Source organism: Ectopseudomonas oleovorans (assembly GCF_003052605.1).
Classification (GTDB): domain Bacteria; phylum Pseudomonadota; class Gammaproteobacteria; order Pseudomonadales; family Pseudomonadaceae; genus Aquipseudomonas; species Aquipseudomonas oleovorans_A.
Window position 1 is genome coordinate 73,955 of record NZ_QASO01000082.1, and the last position, 21,940, is coordinate 95,894.

A 21,940-nucleotide genomic window follows, 5' to 3' on the forward strand; every position below is an offset into this window, starting at 1 on the left:
GCGATGACGCCACTCGCCGCCAAGCGCCCGCTGCAGCTGAACGACCAAGGTCAGCTGCGCCACTTCCTCTCACTCGACGGCCTGCCCCGCGAGCTGCTGACCGAAATCCTCGACACCGCCGACTCCTTCCTCGAAGTCGGCGCGCGCGCGGTGAAGAAAGTCCCACTGCTGCGCGGCAAGACCGTGTGCAACGTGTTCTTCGAGAACTCCACGCGCACCCGCACCACCTTCGAGCTGGCCGCCCAGCGCCTGTCGGCCGACGTTATCAGCCTCAACGTCTCCACCAGCTCGACCAGCAAGGGCGAGACGCTGTTCGACACCCTGCGCAACCTCGAGGCCATGGCCGCCGACATCTTCGTCGTGCGCCATGCCGACTCCGGCGCCGCGCACTTTATCGCCGAGCACGTGTGCCCTAACCTGGCGATCATCAACGGTGGCGACGGCCGCCATGCGCACCCGACCCAGGGCATGCTCGACATGCTCACCATTCGCCGGCACAAGGGCGACTTCGAGAATCTGTCGGTGGCCATCGTCGGCGACATCCTGCACTCGCGGGTGGCACGCTCGAACATGCTGGCGCTGAAAACCCTGGGCTGCCCGGATATCCGCGTCATTGCGCCGAAGACCCTGCTGCCCGTCGGCCTGGAGGAAAGCTACGGCGTGCGCGTATTCAGTGATGCCAATGAAGGCCTCAAGGACGTCGACGTGGTGATCATGCTGCGCCTGCAGCGCGAGCGCATGCAGGGCGGCCTGCTGCCCAGCGAGGGCGAGTTCTACCGCCTGTTCGGCCTCACCGAGCAGCGCCTGAAACTGGCCAAGCCGGATGCCCTGGTGATGCACCCGGGCCCGATCAACCGCGGCGTGGAGATCGAGTCGGCAGTGGCTGACGGCCCGCAGTCGGTGATCCTCAACCAGGTCACCTACGGCATCGCCATCCGCATGGCCGTGCTGTCGATGGCCATGAGCGGGCAGAATGCCCAACGTCAACTCAACGCCGAGGAGGCCAACTGATGCGTACCGCAATCCTCGGCGCCCGCGTGATCGACCCGGCCAGCGGCCTGGATCAGGTCACTGACCTCTATATAGATGGCGGCAAGCTGGTCGCCACTGGTCAAGCGCCGGCCGGCTTCGTTGCCGACAACAGTCTCGACGCCCAAGGCCTTATCGCAGCGCCCGGCCTGGTCGACCTGTCGGTGGCCCTACGTGAGCCTGGCTATAGCCGCAAGGGCAGCATCGCCACGGAAACCCTGGCCGCTGCGGCCGGCGGCGTCACCAGCCTGTGCTGCCCACCGTTCACCAAGCCAGTGCTGGACACCTCGGCGGTGGCTGAGCTGATCCTCGACCGCGCCCGCGAAGCCGGACACACCAAGGTCTTCCCCATTGGCGCGCTGAGCAAGGGGCTGGCTGGCGAACAACTGGCCGAGCTGGTTGCCCTGCGCGATGCCGGTTGCGTCGCCTTCGGTAACGGCCTGGACAACTTCCGCAGCAGCCGCACCCTGCGCCGCGCGCTGGAATATGCGGCCACCTTCGACTTGCAGGTGATCTTCCATTCGCAGGATGCCGACCTGGCCGAAGGCGGGCTGGCGGATGAGGGCCCGACCGCCAGCTTCCTCGGCCTGGCCGGCATCCCGGAAACCGCCGAGACTGTGGCCCTGGCCCGCGACCTGCTGCTGGTGGAGCAGAGCGGCGTACGTGCGCACTTCAGCCAGATCACCAGCGCCCGTGGCGCCGAGCTGATCGCCGCCGCCCAGGCCCGTGGCCTGCCGGTGACCGCCGACGTGGCGCTGTACCAACTGATCCTCACCGACGAGGCGCTGATCGATTTTTCCAGTCTCTATCACGTGCAGCCACCACTGCGCTCGCGTGCGGATCGCGATGGTCTGCGCGAAGCGGTAAAGGCCGGAGTGATCTCGGCCATCGCCAGCCACCACCAACCGCACGAACGCGACGCCAAGCTGGCGCCCTTCGCCGCCACCGAGCCGGGCATCAGCAGCGTGCAACTGCAGCTGCCGCTGGCCATGAGCCTGGTGCAGGACGGTCTGCTGGATCTGCCGACGCTGCTGGCGCGCCTGTCCAGCGGCCCGGCCAACGCATTGCGCCTGCCGGCCGGCAAGCTGAGCGTCGGCGGCGCTGCCGATATCGTGCTGTTCGATGCGCAGGCCTCCACCGTCGCCGGTGAGCAGTGGTACTCCAAGGGCAGCAACTGCCCGTTCATCGGCCATTGCCTGCCGGGCGCGGTGCGCTACACGCTGGTTGACGGGCATATCAGCTACCAGGCTTGAATGAGTAGGGCGTACTCGCGAAGCAGTACGCCTTTGGCGGGAGTACTGGGCGTGAGCGGTGGTACCGAACGCTGCATGGGCCGGCGGACTGTTCGCTGGCGCTCCTGAGTCCGCCCTACGCCCTGAAAGCCCGGGTTTCAGTAGTCCTGGGCGTAAGTTGTGGTGCCACCGGCGGGCTGCTCGCTTCGCGAGCGAGGCCGCTCTACGGGTGGTGTTCCGAGCGGCCGGCGTCCCGGTTCGCTCTGCGCCCAACGACCAACTTCATCGTTCGCGACAAGCATCGCACTCGCCACGACATTGGACGAAGTAGTGACTCGACGGTCATGATCCACGTCAGGTTAGGCAGCCGAAATTTTCCAAATGCCACCGCCCTATGACCCCGCCCGCGCCCAAGGCGCCGGCCTGGCGTCGCGCTGGCCTTGTTCAGGAGCTTTTGAGTTATGTCGCGCTTACCTGTGATCGTGGGTTTTGGGGGTTACAACGCAGCCGGGCGCAGCTCCTTCCACCATGGTTTTCGCCGTACCGTGCAGGAGTCGCTGGAACCCCAGGCGCGCCAGGAAACCCTGGCCGGGCTGGCGCAGATGATGAAGCTGGTACGCGTGGTCGATGGCCAGTATCAGGATCAGGACGGCCAAGCACTGAGCCTGGCCGAGATCGAAAGCCGCTACGGCAAGGAGATTCTCGCCGGCACTCTGGTACGCCGCATCGAGAAGCAGCACCTGGACCCGGACGCCGCCCACTGGCAGAAGAGCATCGACGTCGCTCCCGCCAATGGTGCCAACCTGAGCTTCATCACCCAGCGCAAGCAACTGCCCGAGCCACTGCCGGCCAACTGGTCCGTAGAAGAGCTCGACGGCAATGAAGTGCGCGTCACCCTGCACGACAGCTGCGAATTCAAGGTCGACAGCTACCGCCCACTGGCGGTGAAGTCCGCCGGTCAGTTACCCACCGGGTTCGAGCCGAGCGAGCTGTACAACGCGCGTTTCCATCCGCGCGGCCTGGCCATGACCGTGGTCGGCGTCACTGACGCGCTGCGCTCGGTGGGCATCGACTGGCAGCGCATCGTCCAGCATGTCGCCCCGGACGAGATCGCCGTGTTTGCCAGCTGCATCATGAGCCAGCTCGACGAGAACGGCTTCGGCGGCATGATGCAGTCGCGCCTGAAAGGCGGTCGCGTTACCGCCAAGCAGCTGGCCCTGGGCCTCAATACCATGCCGGCGGACTTCATCAACGCCTACGTGCTCGGCAGCGTCGGCACCACCGGCAGCATCACCGGTGCCTGCGCCACCTTCCTCTACAACCTGCAGAAGGGCATCGAGCAGATCGCCAGCGGCAAGGCACGCGTGGTGATCGTCGGCAGCAGCGAGGCACCGATCAACCAGGAATGCATCGAGGGTTACGGCGCTATGGGTGCGTTGGCCACCGAAGAAGGCCTGCGTCAGATCGAAGGCAAGAGCGACGTGGACTTCCGCCGCGCCAGCCGCCCGTTCGGCGACAACTGCGGCTTCACCCTGGCCGAAGCCTGCCAGTTCGTGGTGCTGATGGACGACGAACTGGCCTTGGAGCTGGGCGCCGACATTCACGGCGCGGTGCCGGACGTGTTCATCAACGCCGATGGTTTCAAGAAATCCATTTCCGCTCCCGGCCCGGGCAACTACCTGACCGTGGCCAAGGCCGTGGCCAGCGCCGTGCAACTGCTCGGCCTGGACGCCGTGCGCAACCGCAGCTTCGTCCACGCCCATGGCTCCAGCACCCCGGCCAACCGTGTCACCGAGTCGGAGATTCTCGACCGCGTCGCGGCAACCTTCGGTATCGAGCAATGGCCGGTCACGGCGGTGAAGGCCTTCGTCGGCCACTCCCTGGCCACCGCCAGCGGCGACCAGGTGATCGCCGCGCTCGGCGCCTTCAGGTACGGCATCGTGCCGGGCATCAAGACCATCGATGCGGTCGCCGCTGACGTGCATCAGGCTCATCTGAGCCTGTCCACCATCGATCGCAAAGTGGGTGACCACACGCTGGACGTGGCCTTCATCAACTCCAAGGGCTTTGGCGGCAACAATGCCAGCGCCCTGGTGCTGGCCCCACACGTAGCCGAGCGCATGCTGCGCAAACGCCACGGCCAGGTCGCCTTCGACGCCTACCTGGCGCGCCGCGAGAGCACCCGTGCCGCCGCTGCCGCGTACGATCAGCTTGCCCTGCAGGGCAAGCTGGACATCATCTACAACTTCGGCAACGACATGATCGACGACCAGGCGATCTCCATCACCACCGAAGAAGTGAAGGTGCCGGGCTTCGACCAGCCACTGGTGTTCCGGAAGGACGCTCGTTACAGCGATATGCTCGATTGAGCGAAGCAGCAACGACGCACAAACCGTAGGAGCGAGCTCTGCTCGCGAAGCTTCTGGGTCACCAGGGTTCGCGAGCAGAGCTCGCTCCTACAGGTAAAGTGTCAAGGCTACAGACTACGCGCCAGCTCGATCAGCTCGCCACGCCACTCGGCGGCGGCCGGCAAGGCCAGAAACGAGGGGTTGAGAAAGGATTCGCGCGCCTCGTAGGTCAGCACTTCGCCGGCCAGATTCAGCACTTCGCCACCCGCCCCTTCCAGCACGCCCTGTGCCGCGGCGGTGTCCCACTGCGAGGTAGGCGCCAGACGCGGGTAGCAGTCGGCATTGCCTTCGGCCAGCAGACAGAACTTCAGCGAACTGCCGATATTGGCCAGCGCCGGCTCGCCGAAACGCGCGGAAAGCCCCACCAGCAGAGTTTCCTGCGCGGCGCTGGAGTGACGTTTGCTGGCTACCAGGGTGAAACCCTGCGCAGGCGCCAGGCGCACGCTGATCGAATACTCCTTGCCCGGCACGTCGCTACACCAGGCGCCCAGACCAGCGCCGCCGTAATAGCAGCGGCCATTGGCGGGAATACCCACCACACCGAAGACCACTCGTCCCTGTTCGATCAACGCGACATTGACCGTGAACTCTTCGGAGCCGGCGATGAATTCCTTGGTGCCATCGAGCGGATCGACCAGCCACCAACGCGTCCAGGCGGCGCGCTCAGCCAGCGGAATGTCGGCGGCCTCCTCCGACAGCACCGGCACCTCCGGCGCCAGCGCCTGCAGGCCATCGAGCAGGATATGGTGCGCGGCCAGGTCGGCGGCGGTCACCGGCGAGGCATCGGCCTTCTCCGTCACCGCCACATCGCTGCGCCAGTACGGCAGGGTCGCCGCGCCGGCGGCACGAACCAGGTCGATTACCTTGGGGATGTAGGGATGGCTCATGGACGGTACTCCCCGCGCTGAGTCAGCAGGTCGCGCACCAGGTACAGCGCCGCCAGTGCGCGGCCTTCACTGAACTGTTCGTGCTTGGCCAGGCTGGACAGCTCGCGCAGGCTGATGCGGTCGACCCGCATCGGCTCGGGCTCGTCACCCGGCAGGCGCTCTTCATACAGATTGCGCGCCAGCACCACCTGAATCTTCTGGCTCATGTAACCAGGCGACAGGCTCAGTTCGGTGATGTACTCCAGTTCGTGCGCGCCGAAACCGGCCTCTTCCTTGAGCTCGCGGTTGGCTGCCACCAACACGTCTTCACCCGGCTCGATCAGGCCTTTGGGCAGCGACAGCTGGTAATCATCGGTGCCGCCGCAATACTCCTCGATCAGCACCGCGTGCTCGGCGTCGAGCATCGCCACCACCATCACCGCACCATGGCCGGAACCCTTGCCGACCAGTCGCTCATAGGTGCGCTCAGCGCCATTGGAGAAGCGCAACTGCACTTGCTCGACACGAAACAGGCGGCTGCTGGCGACGATTTCGCGGGCGAGGACCGTGGGTTTTTGGCGCATGGAACGACTCCTTAGCAGGTCGTTGAAAACTACCTGCGTTGGCAATACTGCGTTAAAAACGCCCTCAAAATGCTCATTTACAATCGTAAACTCCGCTTTTTCGGCCGTTTTTGCCTTGTCTTGCCTGCCTCGCCGACGTTTTCAACGGCCTGCTAGCGTGACCTGGCGGGTTATCATACCGCGGCTTTTCCGATTATCCCCGGCGCAGATTGCACGTTCGCGACGCAGGCCGGCAGATTCACGACCTTCGAGCGCAAGACGACCCCATGCCCCCACTGCCCTGGCACCAGATCGACACCGTCCTGCTGGATATGGACGGCACCCTGCTCGACCTGCACTTCGACAACCACTTCTGGCTCACCCACCTGCCGCAGCGCTACGCCGAGCACCACGGCCTCAGCCTGGCGCTGGCCGAGGCCGAGCTGCTGCCGCTGTTTCGCCAGCATGCCGGTACGCTGAACTGGTACTGCACCGACTTCTGGAGCCGCGAGCTGCGGCTGTCGATCCGTGACCTCAAGCGCGAGGTCGCCCACCTGATCGCCCTGCGCGCGGATGCCGAGCTGTTTCTGCGCGCCCTGCGCGAAGCTGGCAAGCGCGTGGTGCTGATCACCAACGCGCACCGCGACTCACTGTCACTGAAACTGGAACGCGTCGAGCTGGCGCCCTGGTTCGAACGCCTGATCAGCTCCCACGACTACGGTTTCCCCAAGGAGGATCAGCAGTTCTGGTTCGCCCTGCGCCAGGATGTCGACTTCGACCCTGCGAGGGCCCTGTTCATCGACGACAGCCTGCCGATCCTGCGTAGCGCCGGACGCTTTGGCGTCGCCCATCTGCTCGCCGTGCGCCAACCAGACAGCCAGGCCGGGCCTAAAGATACCGAGGAGTTCGCCGCAGTGGGGGACTACCGGGAGTTGGTGCACGGACTGCCTGCGACGCCCTCACTGTAGGAGCCGGCTTGCCGGCGATCGTGAATGATGCCGATCGCCGCCAAGGCCAAGCCCCCGCCGCACCTGAGCGCGGGTTTAGTCAGGAATCCGCAATACCTGCCCCGGATAAATCTTGTCCGGGTGACTGAGCATCGGCTTGTTGGCCTCGAATATCTTCATGTAGGCGTTGGCATTGCCGTACTCGGCCTTGGCAATCGCACTCAGCGTGTCGCCCTTCTTGACCGTGACGAAGCGCGCTTCAGGCGCGGGCGTGGTCACGCTGATCTGATCATCGACCTCACCGACACCGGCCACGTTGCCCAGCGCCAGGAGAATCTTTTCCTTCTCTTCCTGGCTGGCCACTTCGCCGCGAGCGATGACCTTGTCGCCCTCGACGCTGACCTCGATGTTCGGGTTGCCCAGGCCAACCTTGGCAACATGTTCCTTGAGCGATTCGGCGGCCTGCGCCTCCTGACCCACCAGTGACTCCCAGAGTTTGACCCCGGCGTCTTTGACAAAGGCAAACAGACTCATGGCAATTCCTCTCGTTCCTTGCGAATGACCGGGCAAAGCGCCCGGAGACCAAAGTCTAGTTCAGGAAACACCCCTGATTAGCGTTCGCGCATTAGAATCCGGGCAAACCAGGAGCCCCCATGGATATAAAGCAGCTCAAATTTCTCATCGCCCTCGACGAGACCCGCCACTTCGGTCAGGCCGCTGCGCGCTGCCACGTGACCCAACCGACGCTGTCCATGCGCTTGCGCCAACTGGAAGACGAGCTGGGTCTGGAGCTGGTCCGTCGCGGCCAGCGTTTCGAGGGCTTCAGCGCCGAAGGTGAGCGTATCCTGGCCTGGGCACGCAGTGTGCTGGCCGCACAGGATGGCCTGCTCGCCGAAGCTGCAGCCTGTCGTGGGCACCTGGTGGGCACCCTGCGCCTGGGCGTGGTGCCGCTGGCCAGTTTCGACCCGATGCGCCTGATCAGTCTGTTCGCCGAGCGTCACCCCGGGCTGCGTTTCCAGTTGCACGCGCTGAGCAGCGATCAGATTCTCGAGGGGCTGGTACGTAATCAGCTCGACCTTGGCCTGTCCTATCTTGACCGCCTCGACCGCGAGCACTTCGCCAGCCTGGAGCTGGCCGAAGCACGCATGGGCCTGCTCTACGATCAGCGGCATTTCCACTTCGTCAGCAGCAGCCTGCGCTGGGAGCAGTTGGCCAACCTGCCCCTGGGCCTGCTCTCCACCGGCATGCACTTTCGCCTGTCCATCGATCACAGCTTCCGTGCTCGCGGCCTGAGCCCGCAGGTACGCCTGGAGGCCGATGCCGTGCACCACCTGACTCAAGCGGTCAGCGCCGGGCTGTGCTGCAGCGTCATGCCATTACCGGCCGACGGTGCACCGACCGACGGTCATCTGCGCCTGCTACCCATCGAGGACGCTCATACCCTGGCACCTCAGGGCCTGATCATGCGCCGCGGCGCCCCTGCCTCACCGCTCGCGCAAGCCTGCTTCGAAGAGGCACGGGAGTGGCTGGCGGACGCTTGATAGATTTGCTCGATCAACACATCAAAGCCAACGATTAGACGCTCCTCGCCCATGGGCCTAGGCTTAGCTGTGTCAATCTGTCACAGAGCGCGCCTCGATGGCCAAGCCAGCCGCCCAGTCGCACATCGCCAGTGCCTACACCTACGCCGAACTCGGTGATGGTCGTGCGCAGCACGCTGCACTGGCCGAAGAATGTGCCCTGGCAATCAGCTACAACGACCTGAGCCAGGCCGTGATGATGGTTTCTCCCCATCATCTGGAAGATTTTGCCGTCGGTTTCAGTCTCGGTAACGACCTGATCCAGTCCATCGACGACATCTATGACATCCAGTTGCGCGGCCTCGGTGACAGCCGCGAAGCGCGCCTGCAGGTCAGCAGCCGCGCCTTTTGGGCGCTCAAGCAACAACGCCGGCAAATGGCCGGCACCAGTGGCTGTGGCCTGTGCGGCGTGGATGCACTGGAACAGGCGCTACCGGCCCTGACCGCCCTGCCCGGTGCAGCGTTGCCGCCACTTGAACATCTCACCGGACTGCGCGAGCGCATCGGTGAGCAACAACAACTGGCACGCCACAGCGGCGCGCTGCATGCCGCCCTGTTCATCGACGCCAGCGGCGAGATTCGTCTGTGCCGCGAAGACATCGGCCGCCATAACGCGCTGGACAAGCTGATCGGCGCCATCGCCCGCGAACGTATCGACACTCACGGTGGCTTCGCCCTGGTCACCAGTCGCTGCAGCCTGGAACTGCTGCACAAGGCGGTACGTGCCGGCATCGGCACCCTGGTGAGCCTGTCCGCCCCTACCGCCCTGACCGTGGAGTGGGCGCGGCGCCATCGCCTCAACCTCATCCACCTACCCCATCACAGCACGCCGCGGGTCTACAGCCCTGCGCCTGACGAAGAAGAACGACCATGAGCCTGCAACCCGTCAACCCTCGTTACAAGCCTTACAAAGGCCCGGCCGCCGGCTGGGGCGCGCTGAATGCCGTCACCCGTTTCTGGCTGGACAGCAAGCAGCCGTTCAAGAACCTGCGCGCGCTGCTCAAGACCAACCAGAACGGCGGCTTCGACTGCCCCGGCTGCGCCTGGGGCGATTCGCCCGAGGACGGTCACATCAAGTTCTGCGAGAACGGCGCCAAGGCGGTCAACTGGGAAGCCACCAAGCGTCGTGTCGATCCAGCCTTCTTCGCCCGCTACACGGTCAGCCAACTGCGCGAGCAGAGTGACTACTGGCTCGAGTACCAGGGTCGCCTGACGCATCCGATGCGCTACGACGCCAGCACCGATCGCTACGTGCAGACCAGCTGGGATGACGCCTTCGCCCTGATCGCCGAGCACCTCAAGGCACTGCCCAGCCCGGATCATGCCGAGTTCTACACCTCCGGCCGGGCCAGCAACGAGGCGGCGTTTCTCTACCAGTTGTTCGTCCGCGCCTACGGTACCAACAACTTCCCCGACTGCTCGAACATGTGCCACGAGGCCAGCGGCGTCGCCCTCGGCCAGAGCGTGGGGATCGGCAAGGGCAGCGTGACCTTCGCCGACTTCGAACATGCCGACGCCATCTTCGTGCTCGGCCAGAACCCCGGCACCAACCACCCGCGCATGCTCGAACCGCTGCGTGAGGCAGTCAAACGCGGCGCCCAGGTGGTCTGCTTCAACCCGCTGAAGGAGCGTGGCCTGGAGCGCTTCCAGCATCCGCAGCACGCGCTGGAGATGCTCACCAACGGCTCCGAGCCACTCAACACCGCGTTCTTCCGTCCGGCGCTGGGCGGCGACATGGCCGCCCTGCGCGGCATCGCCAAGTTCCTCCTGCTGTGGGAGCGCGAGGCGCAGGCCAAGGGCGAACCGGCAGTGTTCGATCATGCCTTCATCGCCGAGCACACCGACGGCGTCGAGGCCTATCTGCAGTTGCTCGACGATTGCAGCTGGGAGGCGCTGCAAGCCCAGTCAGGCCTCAGCCTGCAGGAAATCGAACAGGCTGCGCGCATGTACCGCCGCGCCGAGCGAGTGATCATCTGCTGGGCCATGGGCATCACCCAGCACCACCACTCGGTGGCCACCATCCAGGAAATCGTCAACCTGCAACTGCTGCGCGGCAACCTCGGCCGCCCCGGCGCCGGCCTGTGCCCGGTGCGCGGCCACAGCAACGTGCAGGGCGACCGCACCATGGGCATCAACGACCGCCCGCCGGTGACGCTGCTCGATGCCCTCGAAAAACGCTTCCAGTTCAAGGTGCCGCGCGAGAATGGCCACAACACGGTCGAGGCGATCAACGCCATGATCGACGGCCAGGCCAAGGTATTCATCGGCCTCGGCGGCAACTTCGCCCAGGCCACGCCGGACAGTCCGCGCACGCACAAGGCGCTGCAAAGCTGTGACCTCACCGTGCAGATCAGCACCAAGCTCAATCGTAGTCACCTCACCGTCGGCCGCGACGCGCTGATCCTGCCATGCCTCGGCCGTACCGATATCGACCTGCAGGCCAGCGGCCCGCAGGCGGTGACAGTGGAAGACTCGTTCAGCATGATCCACGCGTCCTACGGTCAGCTCGAACCGCTGGCCGGCAGTGAAATGCGTTCGGAGCCGGCCATCGTCGCCGGTATCGCCAAGGCCACCCTGGGTAACCACCCGGTGGACTGGGATGCACTGATCGCCGACTACGACCGTATTCGCGAGCTGATCGCCGATACCATCCCCGGCTTCCATGACTTCAACCAGCGCGTTGCTCACCCCGGCGGTTTCTACCTCGGCAACTCGGCCGGCGCGCGGCAGTGGAAAACCGAGTCCGGTAAGGCCAACTTCAAGGCCAATGCCCTGCTCGCCGACCTGCTGCCGCCACAGGTGCGCGAAAGCGGTGAAACGCCGGATCTGATCCTGCAGACCCTGCGCTCGCACGATCAGTACAACACCACGGTGTATGGCCTCGACGACCGTTATCGCGGCGTGCGCGGCCAGCGCGACGTGCTCTTCGCCAACGAGGCGGACATCCTGCGCCTGGGCTTCAAGCCCGGTCAGAAGGTGGACATCCGCTCGTTGTGGAACGATGGCATCGAACGCCGGGTGAGCGGTTTCACCCTGCTCGCTTTCGATATCCCGGCCGGCCAGGCCGCTGCTTACTTCCCCGAAGCCAACCCGCTGGTGCCGCTGGAAAGCGCCGGCGTCGGCAGCAGTACACCGACTTCGAAGTTCGTCGCCATTCGTCTGCAGGCCGCCAGCGGCGGCAATCTGCTGGGTAGTAGCGCAGCGAGCTGACAGGCGGCCAGGAACTACCTGCACAAATCACCAGTCAATGGTGTAACGCTCGCCATTGACCGGCGAATCCTGTGATCGAGGTGTCCATGAAATCTCTGCAACTGTTGTTTCTTTCCCTTGGCCTGAGCAGCGGCGGCTTCGCCTTTGCCGGTAGTACCGAAGCCGGTTTGGGTGGTGCCCTGGGCGGCGCAGTAGGCGCGATGGTTGGCCAGCAGGTCGGTGGCAACACCGGGGCTGCAGTCGGTGCGGGTCTCGGCGGTGCAGCCGGTAGCATGGTCGGTGCAGACCGTCGCAGCCGTACTGAAGCCGCCATTGGCGGCGCGCTCGGCGCAGCCGGTGGCAACGTCGTCGGGCAGCAGGTTGGTGGCAACACCGGCGGCGTGGTCGGTGCGGCAGTCGGTGGCGGCGCCGGTGGCGCACTGGGCAACTACATGGGCAATGCCAGCTATGACGATGACCGTCGCGGCAAGCATCACCGCCACTACCATGGCAAGAAACACAATAAGCACCACAAGCACTGGCGCCGTCACTGACGGATGCCTGGGGTCTGTTGGCATTTCGACGCAAGCCGTGCGCGAAACGGCAACAGACCCTAGCCCATGCGCTCGTCATCCGAACGTTGGGGTGACCTAGCGGCTTATGCGCCGTGCCGCCGACACAGTCTGAACAGCGCGACTGGCCTGGCAGCCCCTGGCAGCGCTAAGCTATCGCCATGACCACGCCATACCTGATCCCGCTCCAGACCAGCAGCACGGACGCCGCCAGCGGCCTGCGCATCGGTGGCGACTGGACGCTGGCCCATTACAGCCGACTCGAACCTCAGGTCCTGGCCCTGCGCGAACGCCTGCACGGCCGGGAAAACATCGACCTCGACGAACTGGCCGCACTGGATACCGCCGGCGCTGCGCTGCTGGTGGAACTGCTGGGTTGTGAGCGCCTGCGCCAACTGGCGCAACAGGACAGCCTGAGCGCCGAGCGCCGCGCCTTGCTGCTGGCAGTGGCAGACGCCATGGCGGGCACTCAGCAGGTACAGGAACACGCCACACCTTCGGCACTGCGCGAAGTGCTCGGACATATCGGCGAGGCGGTGGAAGGCACCTGGTGCCAAGGCCGGGAACTGCTCGGCTTCATGGGCCTGACCCTGAGCGGCATGCTGACGATCCTGCTGCGCCCGGCGCGCTGGCGCCTGACCTCGCTGACCGCTCATCTGGAACAGTGCGGCCTCAACGCCGTGCCCATCATCGCCCTGTTGACCTTTCTGGTGGGTGCCGTGGTCGCCTTTCTCGGCGCCACCATCCTCGCCGACTTCGGTGCCACCATCTACACGGTGAACCTGGTGGCGTTCTCCTTCCTGCGCGAGTTCGGCGTGCTGCTCACCGCGATTCTCATGGCTGGGCGCACCGCCAGCGCCTTCACCGCACAGATCGGCTCGATGAAGGCCAACGAGGAGATCGACGCCATCCGCACCCTCGGTCTGAGCCCCGTCGAGCTGCTGGTGCTGCCGCGGGTGTTCGCGATGCTCATCGCCCTGCCGATCCTGACCTTCATCGCCATGCTCAGCGGCATGCTCGGCGGCGCGCTGGTCTGTGCATTGAGCCTGGACATCTCGCCGACCATGTACCTGTCGATCCTGCAGGACAGCGACCTGCTGCAGCACTTCCTCGTTGGCCTGCTCAAGGCACCGATCTTCGCTTTCCTGATCGCCCTGATCGGCTGTCTGGAAGGCTTCAAGGTCAGCGGCAGCGCACAATCGGTGGGCGAGCACACCACCTCGGCGGTGGTGCAGTCGATCTTCGTGGTCATCCTACTCGACGCCCTGGCGGCGTTGTTCCTGATGGAGATGGGCTGGTGAGCCAGGAGACCATCATCGAGGTACGCGACCTGTGCAACCAGTTCGGCACACAGGTGGTGCATCAGCATCTGGACTTCGACCTATATCGCGGCGAAATACTTGGCGTGGTAGGCGGCTCGGGGACCGGCAAGTCCGTGCTGCTGCGCAGCATCGTCGGCCTGCGCCAGCCCAATGCCGGCACCGTACGGGTGTTCGGCGAGGAACTGCTGAGCCTGCCGGCCGAGCGGCGCTCGCAACTGGAACGGCGCTTCGGCGTGCTCTACCAGCGCGGCGCTCTGTTCTCCTCGCTGACCGTCAGCGAGAACATCGCCCTGCCGCTGATCGAACACGCCGGCCTGTCGCGCGCGGCAGCCGAACGCCTGGCCAGGGTCAAGATCGCCCTGGCCGGCCTGCCGCAGGATGCCGCCGACAAATACCCCAGTTCGCTGTCCGGCGGTATGGTCAAGCGCGCCGCCCTGGCCCGCGCCCTGGCACTGGACCCGGACATCCTGTTTCTCGACGAACCCACCGCCGGCCTCGACCCGATTGGCGCGGCGGCCTTCGACCAGTTGATCCGTACCCTCAGCGACAGCCTGGGCCTGAGTGTATTTCTGGTCACTCACGACCTGGACACGCTCTACAGCATCTGCGACCGGGTCGCGGTGCTGGCACAGAAAAAGGTGCTGGTGGCCGACCGCCTGGACGTGGTGGCTGCCACCGACGATGCCTGGATTCAGCAATATTTTCACGGCCCGCGCGGACGCGCGGCTGCGCAGGCCGCCACCGCGGCAAGGAGTCAATGAATGGAACCCAGAGCCCATCACGTGCTGATCGGCCTGTTCACCGTGCTCACGGTGGGCGCCGCGCTGCTGTTCGCCCTGTGGCTGAACAAGGCCGGTGCCGATCGCGCCTTCACCGATTACGAGGTGATCTTCAACGAAGCGGTCACTGGCCTGTCACAGGGCAGCGCGGTGCAATACAGCGGGATCAAGGTCGGCGACGTGATCAGCCTGGGGCTCGATCCCAACGATCCGCGCACCGTGCGCGCGCGTATCCGCATCGTCGGCCATACCCCGATCAAGCAGGACACCCGCGCGCGCCTGGCGATCACCGGCGTCACCGGCCTGGCGGTAATCCAGCTGCACGGCGGCAGCCCGGAAAGTCCGCCGCTGGAGGGTAAGGATGGCCAGCCAGGCATCATCATCGCCGACCGTTCGCCACTGTCCCGGCTGATGGCCAATGGCGAGGACCTGGTGGTCAACATCACCCGCCTGCTCAATCGCGCCAACCGCATGCTGTCACGCGAGAACGCCGAGCGCGTGTCGCGCACGCTGGAAAATCTGGAACAGGCCACTGCCGGCATCGCCGAGCAACGTGATGAGCTGGGCGAAACCCTACGTCAGACCAGTGCCGCCACCCGCGAGGCGGCCGAACTGATGCGCACCGCCAACCGTCTGCTCGACGGCCAGGGCAGTCAGGCGCTGGACAATGCCGAGCGTCTGATGGCCTCGCTGGAACGCAGCAGCCGCAGCATCGAGCAGTTGCTGGAAAGCAATCGCAGTGCGCTGGACAGCGGCATGCAGGGCCTCGGCGAGCTGGGCCCGGCGATTGGCGAACTGCGCGATACCCTCGGCGCCCTGCGCAGCTTCTCCCGCCGCCTGGAGCAGGACCCCACCGGCTACCTGCTGCGCAACGACAGCATCAAGGAGTTCCAACCATGAAGCGTCTGTCCCTGCTGCTGGCCGCTGGCCTGCTCAGCGCCTGCTCGATCCTGCCGCAGAGCGAACCATTGGATATCTACCTGCTGCCAGGCGCCGCGCTGCCGGCGCAAACTCAGCGCGTCGACTGGTCGTTGCGGGTCAACAGCCCGGTCAGCAACCAGCTGCTCGACGGCACGCGCATCGTCGTGCTGCCTGAGCCCGGTCGGGTCAACACCTACCAGGGCGTACGCTGGAGCGAACGTACGCCGCAGCTGCTGCGCGGCCGCCTGCTGGACGCCTTTCACGACGACGGTCGAGTTCAGGCATTGAGCAACGAAGAGCAGCGCCTGCAGGCCGATCTGGAGCTGGTCAGCGACCTGCGCAGCTTCCACAGTCAGTATCGCGACGGCCGCCCCGAGGCGCTGATCCAGCTCGACGTGCGCCTGGTCGATGCCCGTGATCAGCGCATCCTCGCCAGCCGCCGCTTCAGCGTCAGCCAGTCGGCGAGCGATACGTCGATTGCTGCAGTAGTGAAAGCCTTCGGTCAGGCTGGCGATCGATTGTCCCGCGAGCTGGTGGACTGGACGCTGGCCGAAGGGCAACGCGCTAACCCGTAGGGTGCGCCGCGCGCACCGAATCCCAAGCACCGATGGTGCACACAAGCTGGCCAGGTAGCCAGGATGCAATCCGGGGCATAGCGACCCGTATTCCCCGGATTGCATCCGGCTATGGGACTGGCTATGGGACTTACCTTTGTAGGAGCGAGCTCTGCTCGCGAAGCCCTTCGCCGCAGTAATATTCGCGAGCAGAGCTCGCTCCTACAGACCCGTCAACCACTCACGCACCTCGGCGTAGGGGTAATCCTCCAGCGTAGCGAAGCCAGCTAACTGACGCGCCTTGAGCTTGGTCAACAAGGGCGTGGTCACGCCGCAGAGAAAGCGCGTCAGGCACTCGTGGCTCGGCGCGTGTCCAGCGTATTGCAGGTGTTTCTCGACGAAGGCTGCGCACAGCGCCTGGGCATCGCGACCATTCAATGACGGCAGCTCGGGCGGTTGCGGCAAAGTGGCTACGCGGCCCTGACACACAGAACAATGCCCGCAGCGCTCGGGCGCGTGCTCGTCGCCGAAGTACAGCGCCAGGCGCCGGCTCAGGCATTCGCGGCTCTCGAACAAACCGAGCATGGCCTGGATACGGGCGATTTCGCTGGCCTCGTGGGCGCGGAAGTGCGCGTGCAGATCGGCCGCCAATGCTTCGACCTCGAAGTCGCCATCGAGTACGGCGTAGACCTCGGTCATCTGCTTGCTTTCCAGCTCCAGCCAGCCCTTTTCCTGGAAGTAGTCCAGTGCCTTGACCACCCGCGCGCGCTCGGCGCCATGGTCGCGATACAGCAGGTCGAAATCCAGTGTGCTCCAGGTGCGGGCGCGGCGCGAACTGGCCAGAATGGCCTCGACGAACTGGCGCCGCTCGCCCTCGAACTGTGCCAGCAAGGCTTCGTCTTCCAGCAGCAGCTTGAAGCGATACTCGGCGAAGTAGGCGTAGCGCGGCGCGATGATGCCGCGCAGCTCCAGCTGCACCAGCAGGGTCTTGAGCGGCAGCGCGCGGATATTGCTCAGCTCCGACAACTGGCCCAGCATCAGCTCCCATTGCCCGCCCGTACCGACCGCACGCAGATCGTCGAGCACGGCACGAATCCCGTCGAGTTCCGGGGTATCGCCATAGACGAAGTTCTCCAGCACGCTGAGCCCATCGCGGCTGGCCAGCACCAGGCAGTCCGAAGCCTGACCATCACGACCGGCGCGACCGATCTCCTGGCTGTAGTTTTCCACCGACTTGGGTAGGTCGAAGTGCACCACGTTGCGGATATCGCGTTTGTCGATGCCCATGCCGAAGGCGATGGTGGCGACGATGCATTCCAGCTCGCCGGCCATGAAGCGCCGCTGGATCGACTCGCGTGCCTCATGCGCCATGCCGGCGTGGTAGGCGCTAACCGCCAGACCGTCATGCGCCAGGCGCTCGGCGACCTGCTCGGCGGTCTTCTGCTGGGTGACGTAAACGATGCTCGCCTGGCCGCGCCGCGGCGCCAGCCATTGCTGCAGGCGCTGCGCCTTGGCGCCACCGGGCACCGGCTCGACCAGCAGATTGAGGTTGGGCCGGTAGAAGCCGGTGGTGACCACGTCCGCCTCGGCAATGGCGAATTTCTCGCGCATGTCGGCAATCACCTTGGGCGTCGCCGTGGCAGTCAGCAACAACACTTGAGCGATGCCAAACTGACGCTGGTAATCGGGCAGTTTGAGGTAGTCGGGGCGGAAGTTGTGGCCCCACTCGGAAATGCAGTGTGCCTCGTCGACCACCAACAGGGAGATCGGCACCTGGGCGATGAAATTGCGAAAGCGCTCGTTCTTCAGGCGCTCCACCGAGATCATCAGGATCTTCAGCTCACCGCTGCGCGCGCGATTCATCACCTCGGCAGCCTGTTCGCGGCTCTGCGCCGAATCGATGCTGGCCGCCGCAATGCCATGGGCATGCAGGAAGGCCAACTGGTCCTGCATCAGCGCCAGCAGCGGCGAAATGACCAGGGTCAGGTGCGGCAGGTGCAGGGCCGGCAGCTGGTAGCACAGCGACTTGCCCGAACCGGTGGGAAAGATCGCCGCCGCCGAGCGACCGGCGAGTACGGCGCTGATCACCGCCTCCTGACCGGGACGCAGCTGATCGAAACCGAAGACACGTTTGAGGGTAGACATGCGCTGTCACTCCTTTGACCGCTTGAAGGTCAGAGCGTAAGGTCATGGCGGTTGCAGCCGCCCTACGGCTCTCCGTTGAAGAGCTACAAGCCTAGCGAAGATTGTAGGGCGGGTGAAACCCGCCACTTCTGACCACGGCGGCTCTAACCTGTGGTCCCAAAAAAGAAACCGCCCGAAGGCGGTTTCTTTTGCTCTGCCCGGCGCTTACAGCTGCGGACCGGCGTTCTTGATCGCTTCGCTGACATCGAACTTCTGGAAGTTGTCGATGAACAGCTTGGCCAGGCCCTTGGCGGCTTCGTCGTAGGCGTTCTTGTCTGCCCAGGTGTTGCGCGGGTTGAGCAGGTTGGTTTCGACGCCCGGCACCGACTTCGGCACATCCAGGTTGATGATCGGCAGGTGCTCGGTCTCGGCACCGATCAGCGCACCGCTCTGGATGGCCGCGATCACGCCGCGGGTAGTCGGGATGTTGAAACGCTTACCGACACCGTAGCCACCGCCAGTCCAGCCGGTGTTGACCAGGTAGACCTTGGAGCCGAAGGCGTTGATGCGCTTGATCAGCAGCTCGGCGTAAACGCCGGCCGGACGCGGGAAGAACGGTGCGCCGAAGCAGGTGGAGAAGGTCGACTTGATGCCGCCGCCCGAACCCATTTCGGTGGAACCGACCAGCGCGGTGTAGCCGGACAGGAAGTGATAGGCCGCCTGCTCGTTGTTGAGGATCGACACCGGCGGCAGTACACCGGTCAGGTCGCAGGTCAGGAAGATCACGGCATTCGGCTCGCCGCCCAGGTTCTTCTCGCTGCGCTTCTCGACGTACTCCAGCGGGTAGGCCGCGCGGCTGTTCTGGGTCAAGCTGTCGTCGGCGTAGTCCGGCACGCGGTTTTCGTCGAGCACGACGTTTTCCAGCACGGTGCCGAACTGGATGGCTTTCCAGATCACCGGCTCGTTCTTCTCGGACAGGTCGATGCACTTGGCGTAGCAACCGCCTTCGACGTTGAACACCACGCCTTCGCCCCAACCGTGCTCGTCGTCACCGATCAGGTAACGCGACTCGTCGGCGGACAGGGTGGTCTTGCCGGTGCCGGACAGACCGAAGAACAGGGTGACGTCGCCTTCTTCGCCAATGTTGGCGGCGCAGTGCATCGGCAACACGTCTTTTTCCGGCAGCAGGAAGTTCTGCACGGAGAACATGGCTTTCTTCATTTCACCGGCGTAACGCATGCCGGCGATCAAGACTTTCTTGGCGGCGAAGTTGATGATCACGCAGCCATCGGAGTTGGTGCCGTCACGCTCAGGCACGCACTCGAAGTTGGCGACGTTGAGGATCTGCCACTCGGCCTTGCCAGCCTGGTTGTAGGTGGTCGGGTTGATGAACAACTGACGGCCGAACAGGTTCTGCCAGGCGGTCGCGGTGGTCATCTTGACCGGCAGGTAGTGCTCTTCGGCAGAACCTACGTGAACGTGGGAGACGAAGTGCTCCTGGGCGTTGTTGAACGCCGCGACGCGATCCCACAGGGCGTCGAACTTGTCGGCCGGGAACGGACGGTTGATGGCGCCCCAGGCGATCTGCGCCTCGGTGCTCGGCTCCTGAACAATGAAGCGGTCTGCCGGCGAGCGGCCAGTGCGATGACCAGTACGTACGACCAGCGCGCCGTTGGCGGCCAGTTCCCCTTCACCACGGCGAATGGCTTCTTCGACCAGTTGCGCGGCGCTGATGTCGGTGTACACGGCGTTGTTGGCTTGCGTCATGAGGGTCCCCGTCGGCCGCTGGCCGAGTCTTCCGAACGTTGTGTAGCACAGGGGCAACTGCACTACACGGTAAAAAAGTCGCGGGAGTATGCCAGAAAAGCGAACTGCTTGGCAGCCTCCGATCTGATAGAGAACGCCTATCGTTTCGAAAAGTTCATCAATGGCGCGTCTGCGACGGCGCTTCGCTACCGGCGCCGGCGAACAACTGGGCGATGTCGGCTGCGTCGAAGGCATAGCGCTCGTTGCAGAACTGGCAATCGATCACCACGCTGCCACCCTGCTCGGTCAACAGCAGTTCGGCATCGCCCTGGCCGAGACTGGCCAGGGCGCTGGCAGAACGCTCACGCGAGCAGCTGCAGCGGAATTGCAGCGGCTGCTCGTCGAACAGGCGCACATTCTCTTCGTGGTAGAGACGATGCAGCAGGGTCGGGTTGTCCAGGCCGAGCAGCTCTTCGGCAGTCAGTGTGTCGGCCAGGGTCAGTACGTGGTTCCAGCTCTCGGCGCGCTCTTCCGGCTCGATCTGGTGGTGCGGCGGCAGTTGCTGCAGCAGCAGGCCGCGAGCACGCTGGCCGTCGGCCTTGAGCCAGAAGCGGGTCGGCAGTTGCTCGGAGCTGGCGAAGTAGTTGGTCAGGCACTCGGCCAGGTCCACGCCATCCAAATCGACGATGCCCTGGTAGCGCTGGCCCCGGGTCGGATCGATGGTGATGGCCAGCACGCCATTGGGCATCAGGCTTTGCAGATCGGCATCGGCGCCGATCTGCTCGGCTTCATAGCGGGCGATACCGCGCAGTTCACGGGCGCTGGAGCATTCCACCATCAGCAGTGACAGCGGGCCTTCCGAACGGGCCTGCAGCACCAGCAGACCATCGAACTTGAGGGTACCGACCAGCAGGGCGGCGGCGGCCATCATCTCGCCGAGCAGTTGCGCCACTGGCTGCGGGTAGGCGTGCTTGGCCAGCACATGAGCGTAACTTTCGCGCAACGCGACCATTTCGCCTCGCACGTCGGTGTCGTCGAAGAGAAAGCGTTGACTGAAGTCGTTCATGGCGGCTGGCCCAGGGTCTATAAAAGGCTGGCGATTTTATGCACAAACGCCAGCACAACCAAGGCCCGAACATCATGTGAGCGTGTTCACACAGCAGGAATCAGCCGCTGAACCTTGGCTGAACGACTGTGCTGCCGCCCTTGTTTAGGCGCCAGCACTGCCTATCATCCGCGCGCCTGAGGTCAGGCCTGTCATAAAACTGCAAAGGGATTTCCCATGTCGAGCACGTTCATCAATCGTCACTGGCAACCACGCGCCATGCTGGTCTGCCATGTCGTGGCCGTCGTGCTGCTCGTCAGTTGGCTGTGGCAGCCCACGCGCGAGCTTTGGAATGTCTTCGATGTGTGGCTGTTCAAACTGCTCAACGACCCGGTCCATGCCGGCGGCCTGTGGGCCCATATCTGGGCCATCGGCAGCATGCGCCCGGTCGATGCTGGTGTCGGCGTGGTGATGCTGGCGGTCATGCTCAAGGCCGATCTGGTATTCACCGGGCCGCAGGTACGCCGGGCGCTGTTCGCTTTTCTGGTCGCCCTGATCGTGATGCTGCTGATGCGCGTGCTGTTCGCCGACCTGGTCGAATACATGGGCTGGCAGCACGCCAGCCCTTCTCTGGTAGTAGAAGGCAGCGCGCGCCTGACCGAGATGTTCCCGGCCTGGGAAGAACGCTGGGACCTGAAGGACAGCGCCAGCCGCAGCTTCCCCGGCGACCACGCCTCGGTGCTGCTGATCTGGGCTTATTTCATGAGCTTCTTTGCCCGCGGCTGGCGTCTGCTGCTGGTCTGGGCCATTACCGTGACCGGCATCCTGCCGCGCCTGGTGGCCGGTGCTCACTGGGGGGCGGATGCCTTTGTCGGCGGCGTATTCCTCAGCCTGCTGGCCCTGGCCTGGAGCTGCTACACCCCACTGGGTTATCACGCCAGCGAATGGCTGGAGAAGATTACCCTGCCGATCACCTCACGCCTGGCCAAACTGCCACTGCTGGGCCGCATGAGCATCGTCAGCGGACGTTGAACGAGAAAGTGGGAGCGAGCTCTGCTCGCGA

19 protein-coding genes are annotated in these 21,940 nt (G+C 64.7%); 13 read left to right on the top strand and 6 right to left on the bottom strand.

Features of this window, described 5'->3' with window-relative positions; genetic code table 11:
- Positions 1–3: 3 nt before the first annotated feature.
- The 3 genes from DBO86_RS13920 (at position 4) to DBO86_RS13930 (ending at position 4,630) form a co-directional block, all read left to right on the top strand.
- Positions 4–1,011: an aspartate carbamoyltransferase catalytic subunit gene (locus DBO86_RS13920; protein ID WP_003458776.1), complete on the top strand. Its 1,008-nt coding sequence runs from the start codon at positions 4–6 to the stop codon at positions 1,009–1,011.
- Positions 1,011–2,282 carry a dihydroorotase gene (locus DBO86_RS13925; protein WP_108233963.1) on the top strand — a complete coding sequence of 424 codons (1,272 nt, stop codon included), beginning with the start codon at positions 1,011–1,013 and terminating at the stop codon, positions 2,280–2,282. The genes DBO86_RS13920 and DBO86_RS13925 overlap by 1 nt, the downstream gene beginning before the upstream one ends.
- Before the next feature lie 440 nt (positions 2,283–2,722).
- Positions 2,723–4,630 (top strand): beta-ketoacyl synthase, encoded by a 1,908-nt coding sequence (locus tag DBO86_RS13930; RefSeq protein WP_108233964.1) that lies wholly within the window; start codon positions 2,723–2,725, stop codon positions 4,628–4,630.
- A gap of 107 nt (positions 4,631–4,737) precedes the next feature.
- Here the strand turns inward: DBO86_RS13930 and cysQ are convergent, their stop codons facing one another.
- A complete protein-coding gene (cysQ, locus tag DBO86_RS13935; RefSeq protein ID WP_003458772.1) occupies positions 4,738–5,556 on the bottom strand; it encodes a 3'(2'),5'-bisphosphate nucleotidase CysQ in 819 nt (272 codons plus the stop codon).
- Complete coding sequence (gene nudE, locus DBO86_RS13940) at positions 5,553–6,119, bottom strand: ADP compounds hydrolase NudE (RefSeq protein ID WP_108233965.1); 567 nt, start codon at positions 6,117–6,119, stop codon at positions 5,553–5,555. Before nudE ends, cysQ begins: the two co-directional genes overlap by 4 nt.
- A 266-nt stretch (positions 6,120–6,385) precedes the next feature.
- On the opposite strand from nudE, the gene yrfG reads away from it, so the two are divergent.
- Positions 6,386–7,066 carry a GMP/IMP nucleotidase gene (gene yrfG / locus DBO86_RS13945; RefSeq protein WP_108233966.1) on the top strand — a complete coding sequence of 227 codons (681 nt, stop codon included), beginning with the start codon at positions 6,386–6,388 and terminating at the stop codon, positions 7,064–7,066.
- A 75-nt stretch (positions 7,067–7,141) separates the two neighbouring features.
- Here yrfG and lysM read toward each other — a convergent pair whose 3' ends face one another.
- Positions 7,142–7,579, bottom strand: coding sequence for a peptidoglycan-binding protein LysM (gene lysM, locus DBO86_RS13950; RefSeq protein ID WP_104729930.1), 438 nt, complete (start codon positions 7,577–7,579; stop codon positions 7,142–7,144).
- Positions 7,580–7,698: 119 nt separating this feature from the next.
- Here lysM and DBO86_RS13955 point away from each other — a divergent pair, with 119 nt between their 5' ends.
- The 8 genes from DBO86_RS13955 (at position 7,699) to DBO86_RS13990 (ending at position 15,983) form a co-directional block, all read left to right on the top strand.
- Complete coding sequence (locus DBO86_RS13955) at positions 7,699–8,586, top strand: LysR family transcriptional regulator (RefSeq protein WP_108233967.1); 888 nt, start codon at positions 7,699–7,701, stop codon at positions 8,584–8,586.
- Between the two features lie 97 nt (positions 8,587–8,683).
- A complete protein-coding gene (fdhD, locus tag DBO86_RS13960) occupies positions 8,684–9,499 on the top strand; it encodes a formate dehydrogenase accessory sulfurtransferase FdhD (RefSeq protein ID WP_108233968.1) in 816 nt (271 codons plus the stop codon).
- Entirely contained in the window at positions 9,496–11,835 is a 2,340-nt protein-coding gene (locus DBO86_RS13965; protein WP_108233969.1) for an FdhF/YdeP family oxidoreductase, read from the top strand. Before fdhD ends, DBO86_RS13965 begins: the two co-directional genes overlap by 4 nt.
- 86 nt (positions 11,836–11,921) lie before the next feature.
- Entirely contained in the window at positions 11,922–12,368 is a 447-nt protein-coding gene (locus DBO86_RS13970) for a glycine zipper domain-containing protein (RefSeq protein ID WP_108233970.1), read from the top strand.
- 179 nt (positions 12,369–12,547) lie between these two features.
- Complete coding sequence (locus DBO86_RS13975) at positions 12,548–13,687, top strand: MlaE family ABC transporter permease (RefSeq protein WP_108233971.1); 1,140 nt, start codon at positions 12,548–12,550, stop codon at positions 13,685–13,687.
- Complete coding sequence (locus tag DBO86_RS13980; protein WP_003458756.1) at positions 13,684–14,469, top strand: ABC transporter ATP-binding protein; 786 nt, start codon at positions 13,684–13,686, stop codon at positions 14,467–14,469. Before DBO86_RS13975 ends, DBO86_RS13980 begins: the two co-directional genes overlap by 4 nt.
- On the top strand, positions 14,470–15,387 hold the full coding sequence (locus DBO86_RS13985; RefSeq protein WP_003458755.1) for an MlaD family protein: 918 nt from the start codon (positions 14,470–14,472) through the stop codon (positions 15,385–15,387).
- Positions 15,384–15,983 (top strand): ABC-type transport auxiliary lipoprotein family protein, encoded by a 600-nt coding sequence (locus DBO86_RS13990; protein ID WP_045733785.1) that lies wholly within the window; start codon positions 15,384–15,386, stop codon positions 15,981–15,983. The genes DBO86_RS13985 and DBO86_RS13990 overlap by 4 nt, the downstream gene beginning before the upstream one ends.
- A 201-nt stretch (positions 15,984–16,184) precedes the next feature.
- Here the strand turns inward: DBO86_RS13990 and DBO86_RS13995 are convergent, their stop codons facing one another.
- From DBO86_RS13995 to hslO, 3 genes are all read right to left on the bottom strand, one after another.
- Positions 16,185–18,107, bottom strand: a complete 1,923-nt coding sequence (locus DBO86_RS13995) for a RecQ family ATP-dependent DNA helicase (RefSeq protein ID WP_108233972.1) — start codon at positions 18,105–18,107, stop codon at positions 16,185–16,187.
- Between the two features lie 204 nt (positions 18,108–18,311).
- A complete protein-coding gene (locus DBO86_RS14000) occupies positions 18,312–19,853 on the bottom strand; it encodes a phosphoenolpyruvate carboxykinase (RefSeq protein WP_017678400.1) in 1,542 nt (513 codons plus the stop codon).
- Positions 19,854–20,010: 157 nt separating this feature from the next.
- A complete protein-coding gene (hslO, locus tag DBO86_RS14005; RefSeq protein ID WP_108233973.1) occupies positions 20,011–20,898 on the bottom strand; it encodes an Hsp33 family molecular chaperone HslO in 888 nt (295 codons plus the stop codon).
- 216 nt (positions 20,899–21,114) lie between these two features.
- Between hslO and DBO86_RS14010 the strand changes: the two genes are divergently transcribed.
- Positions 21,115–21,909, top strand: a complete 795-nt coding sequence (locus DBO86_RS14010) for a phosphatase PAP2 family protein (RefSeq protein ID WP_003458716.1) — start codon at positions 21,115–21,117, stop codon at positions 21,907–21,909.
- Positions 21,910–21,940: the final 31 nt, after the last annotated feature.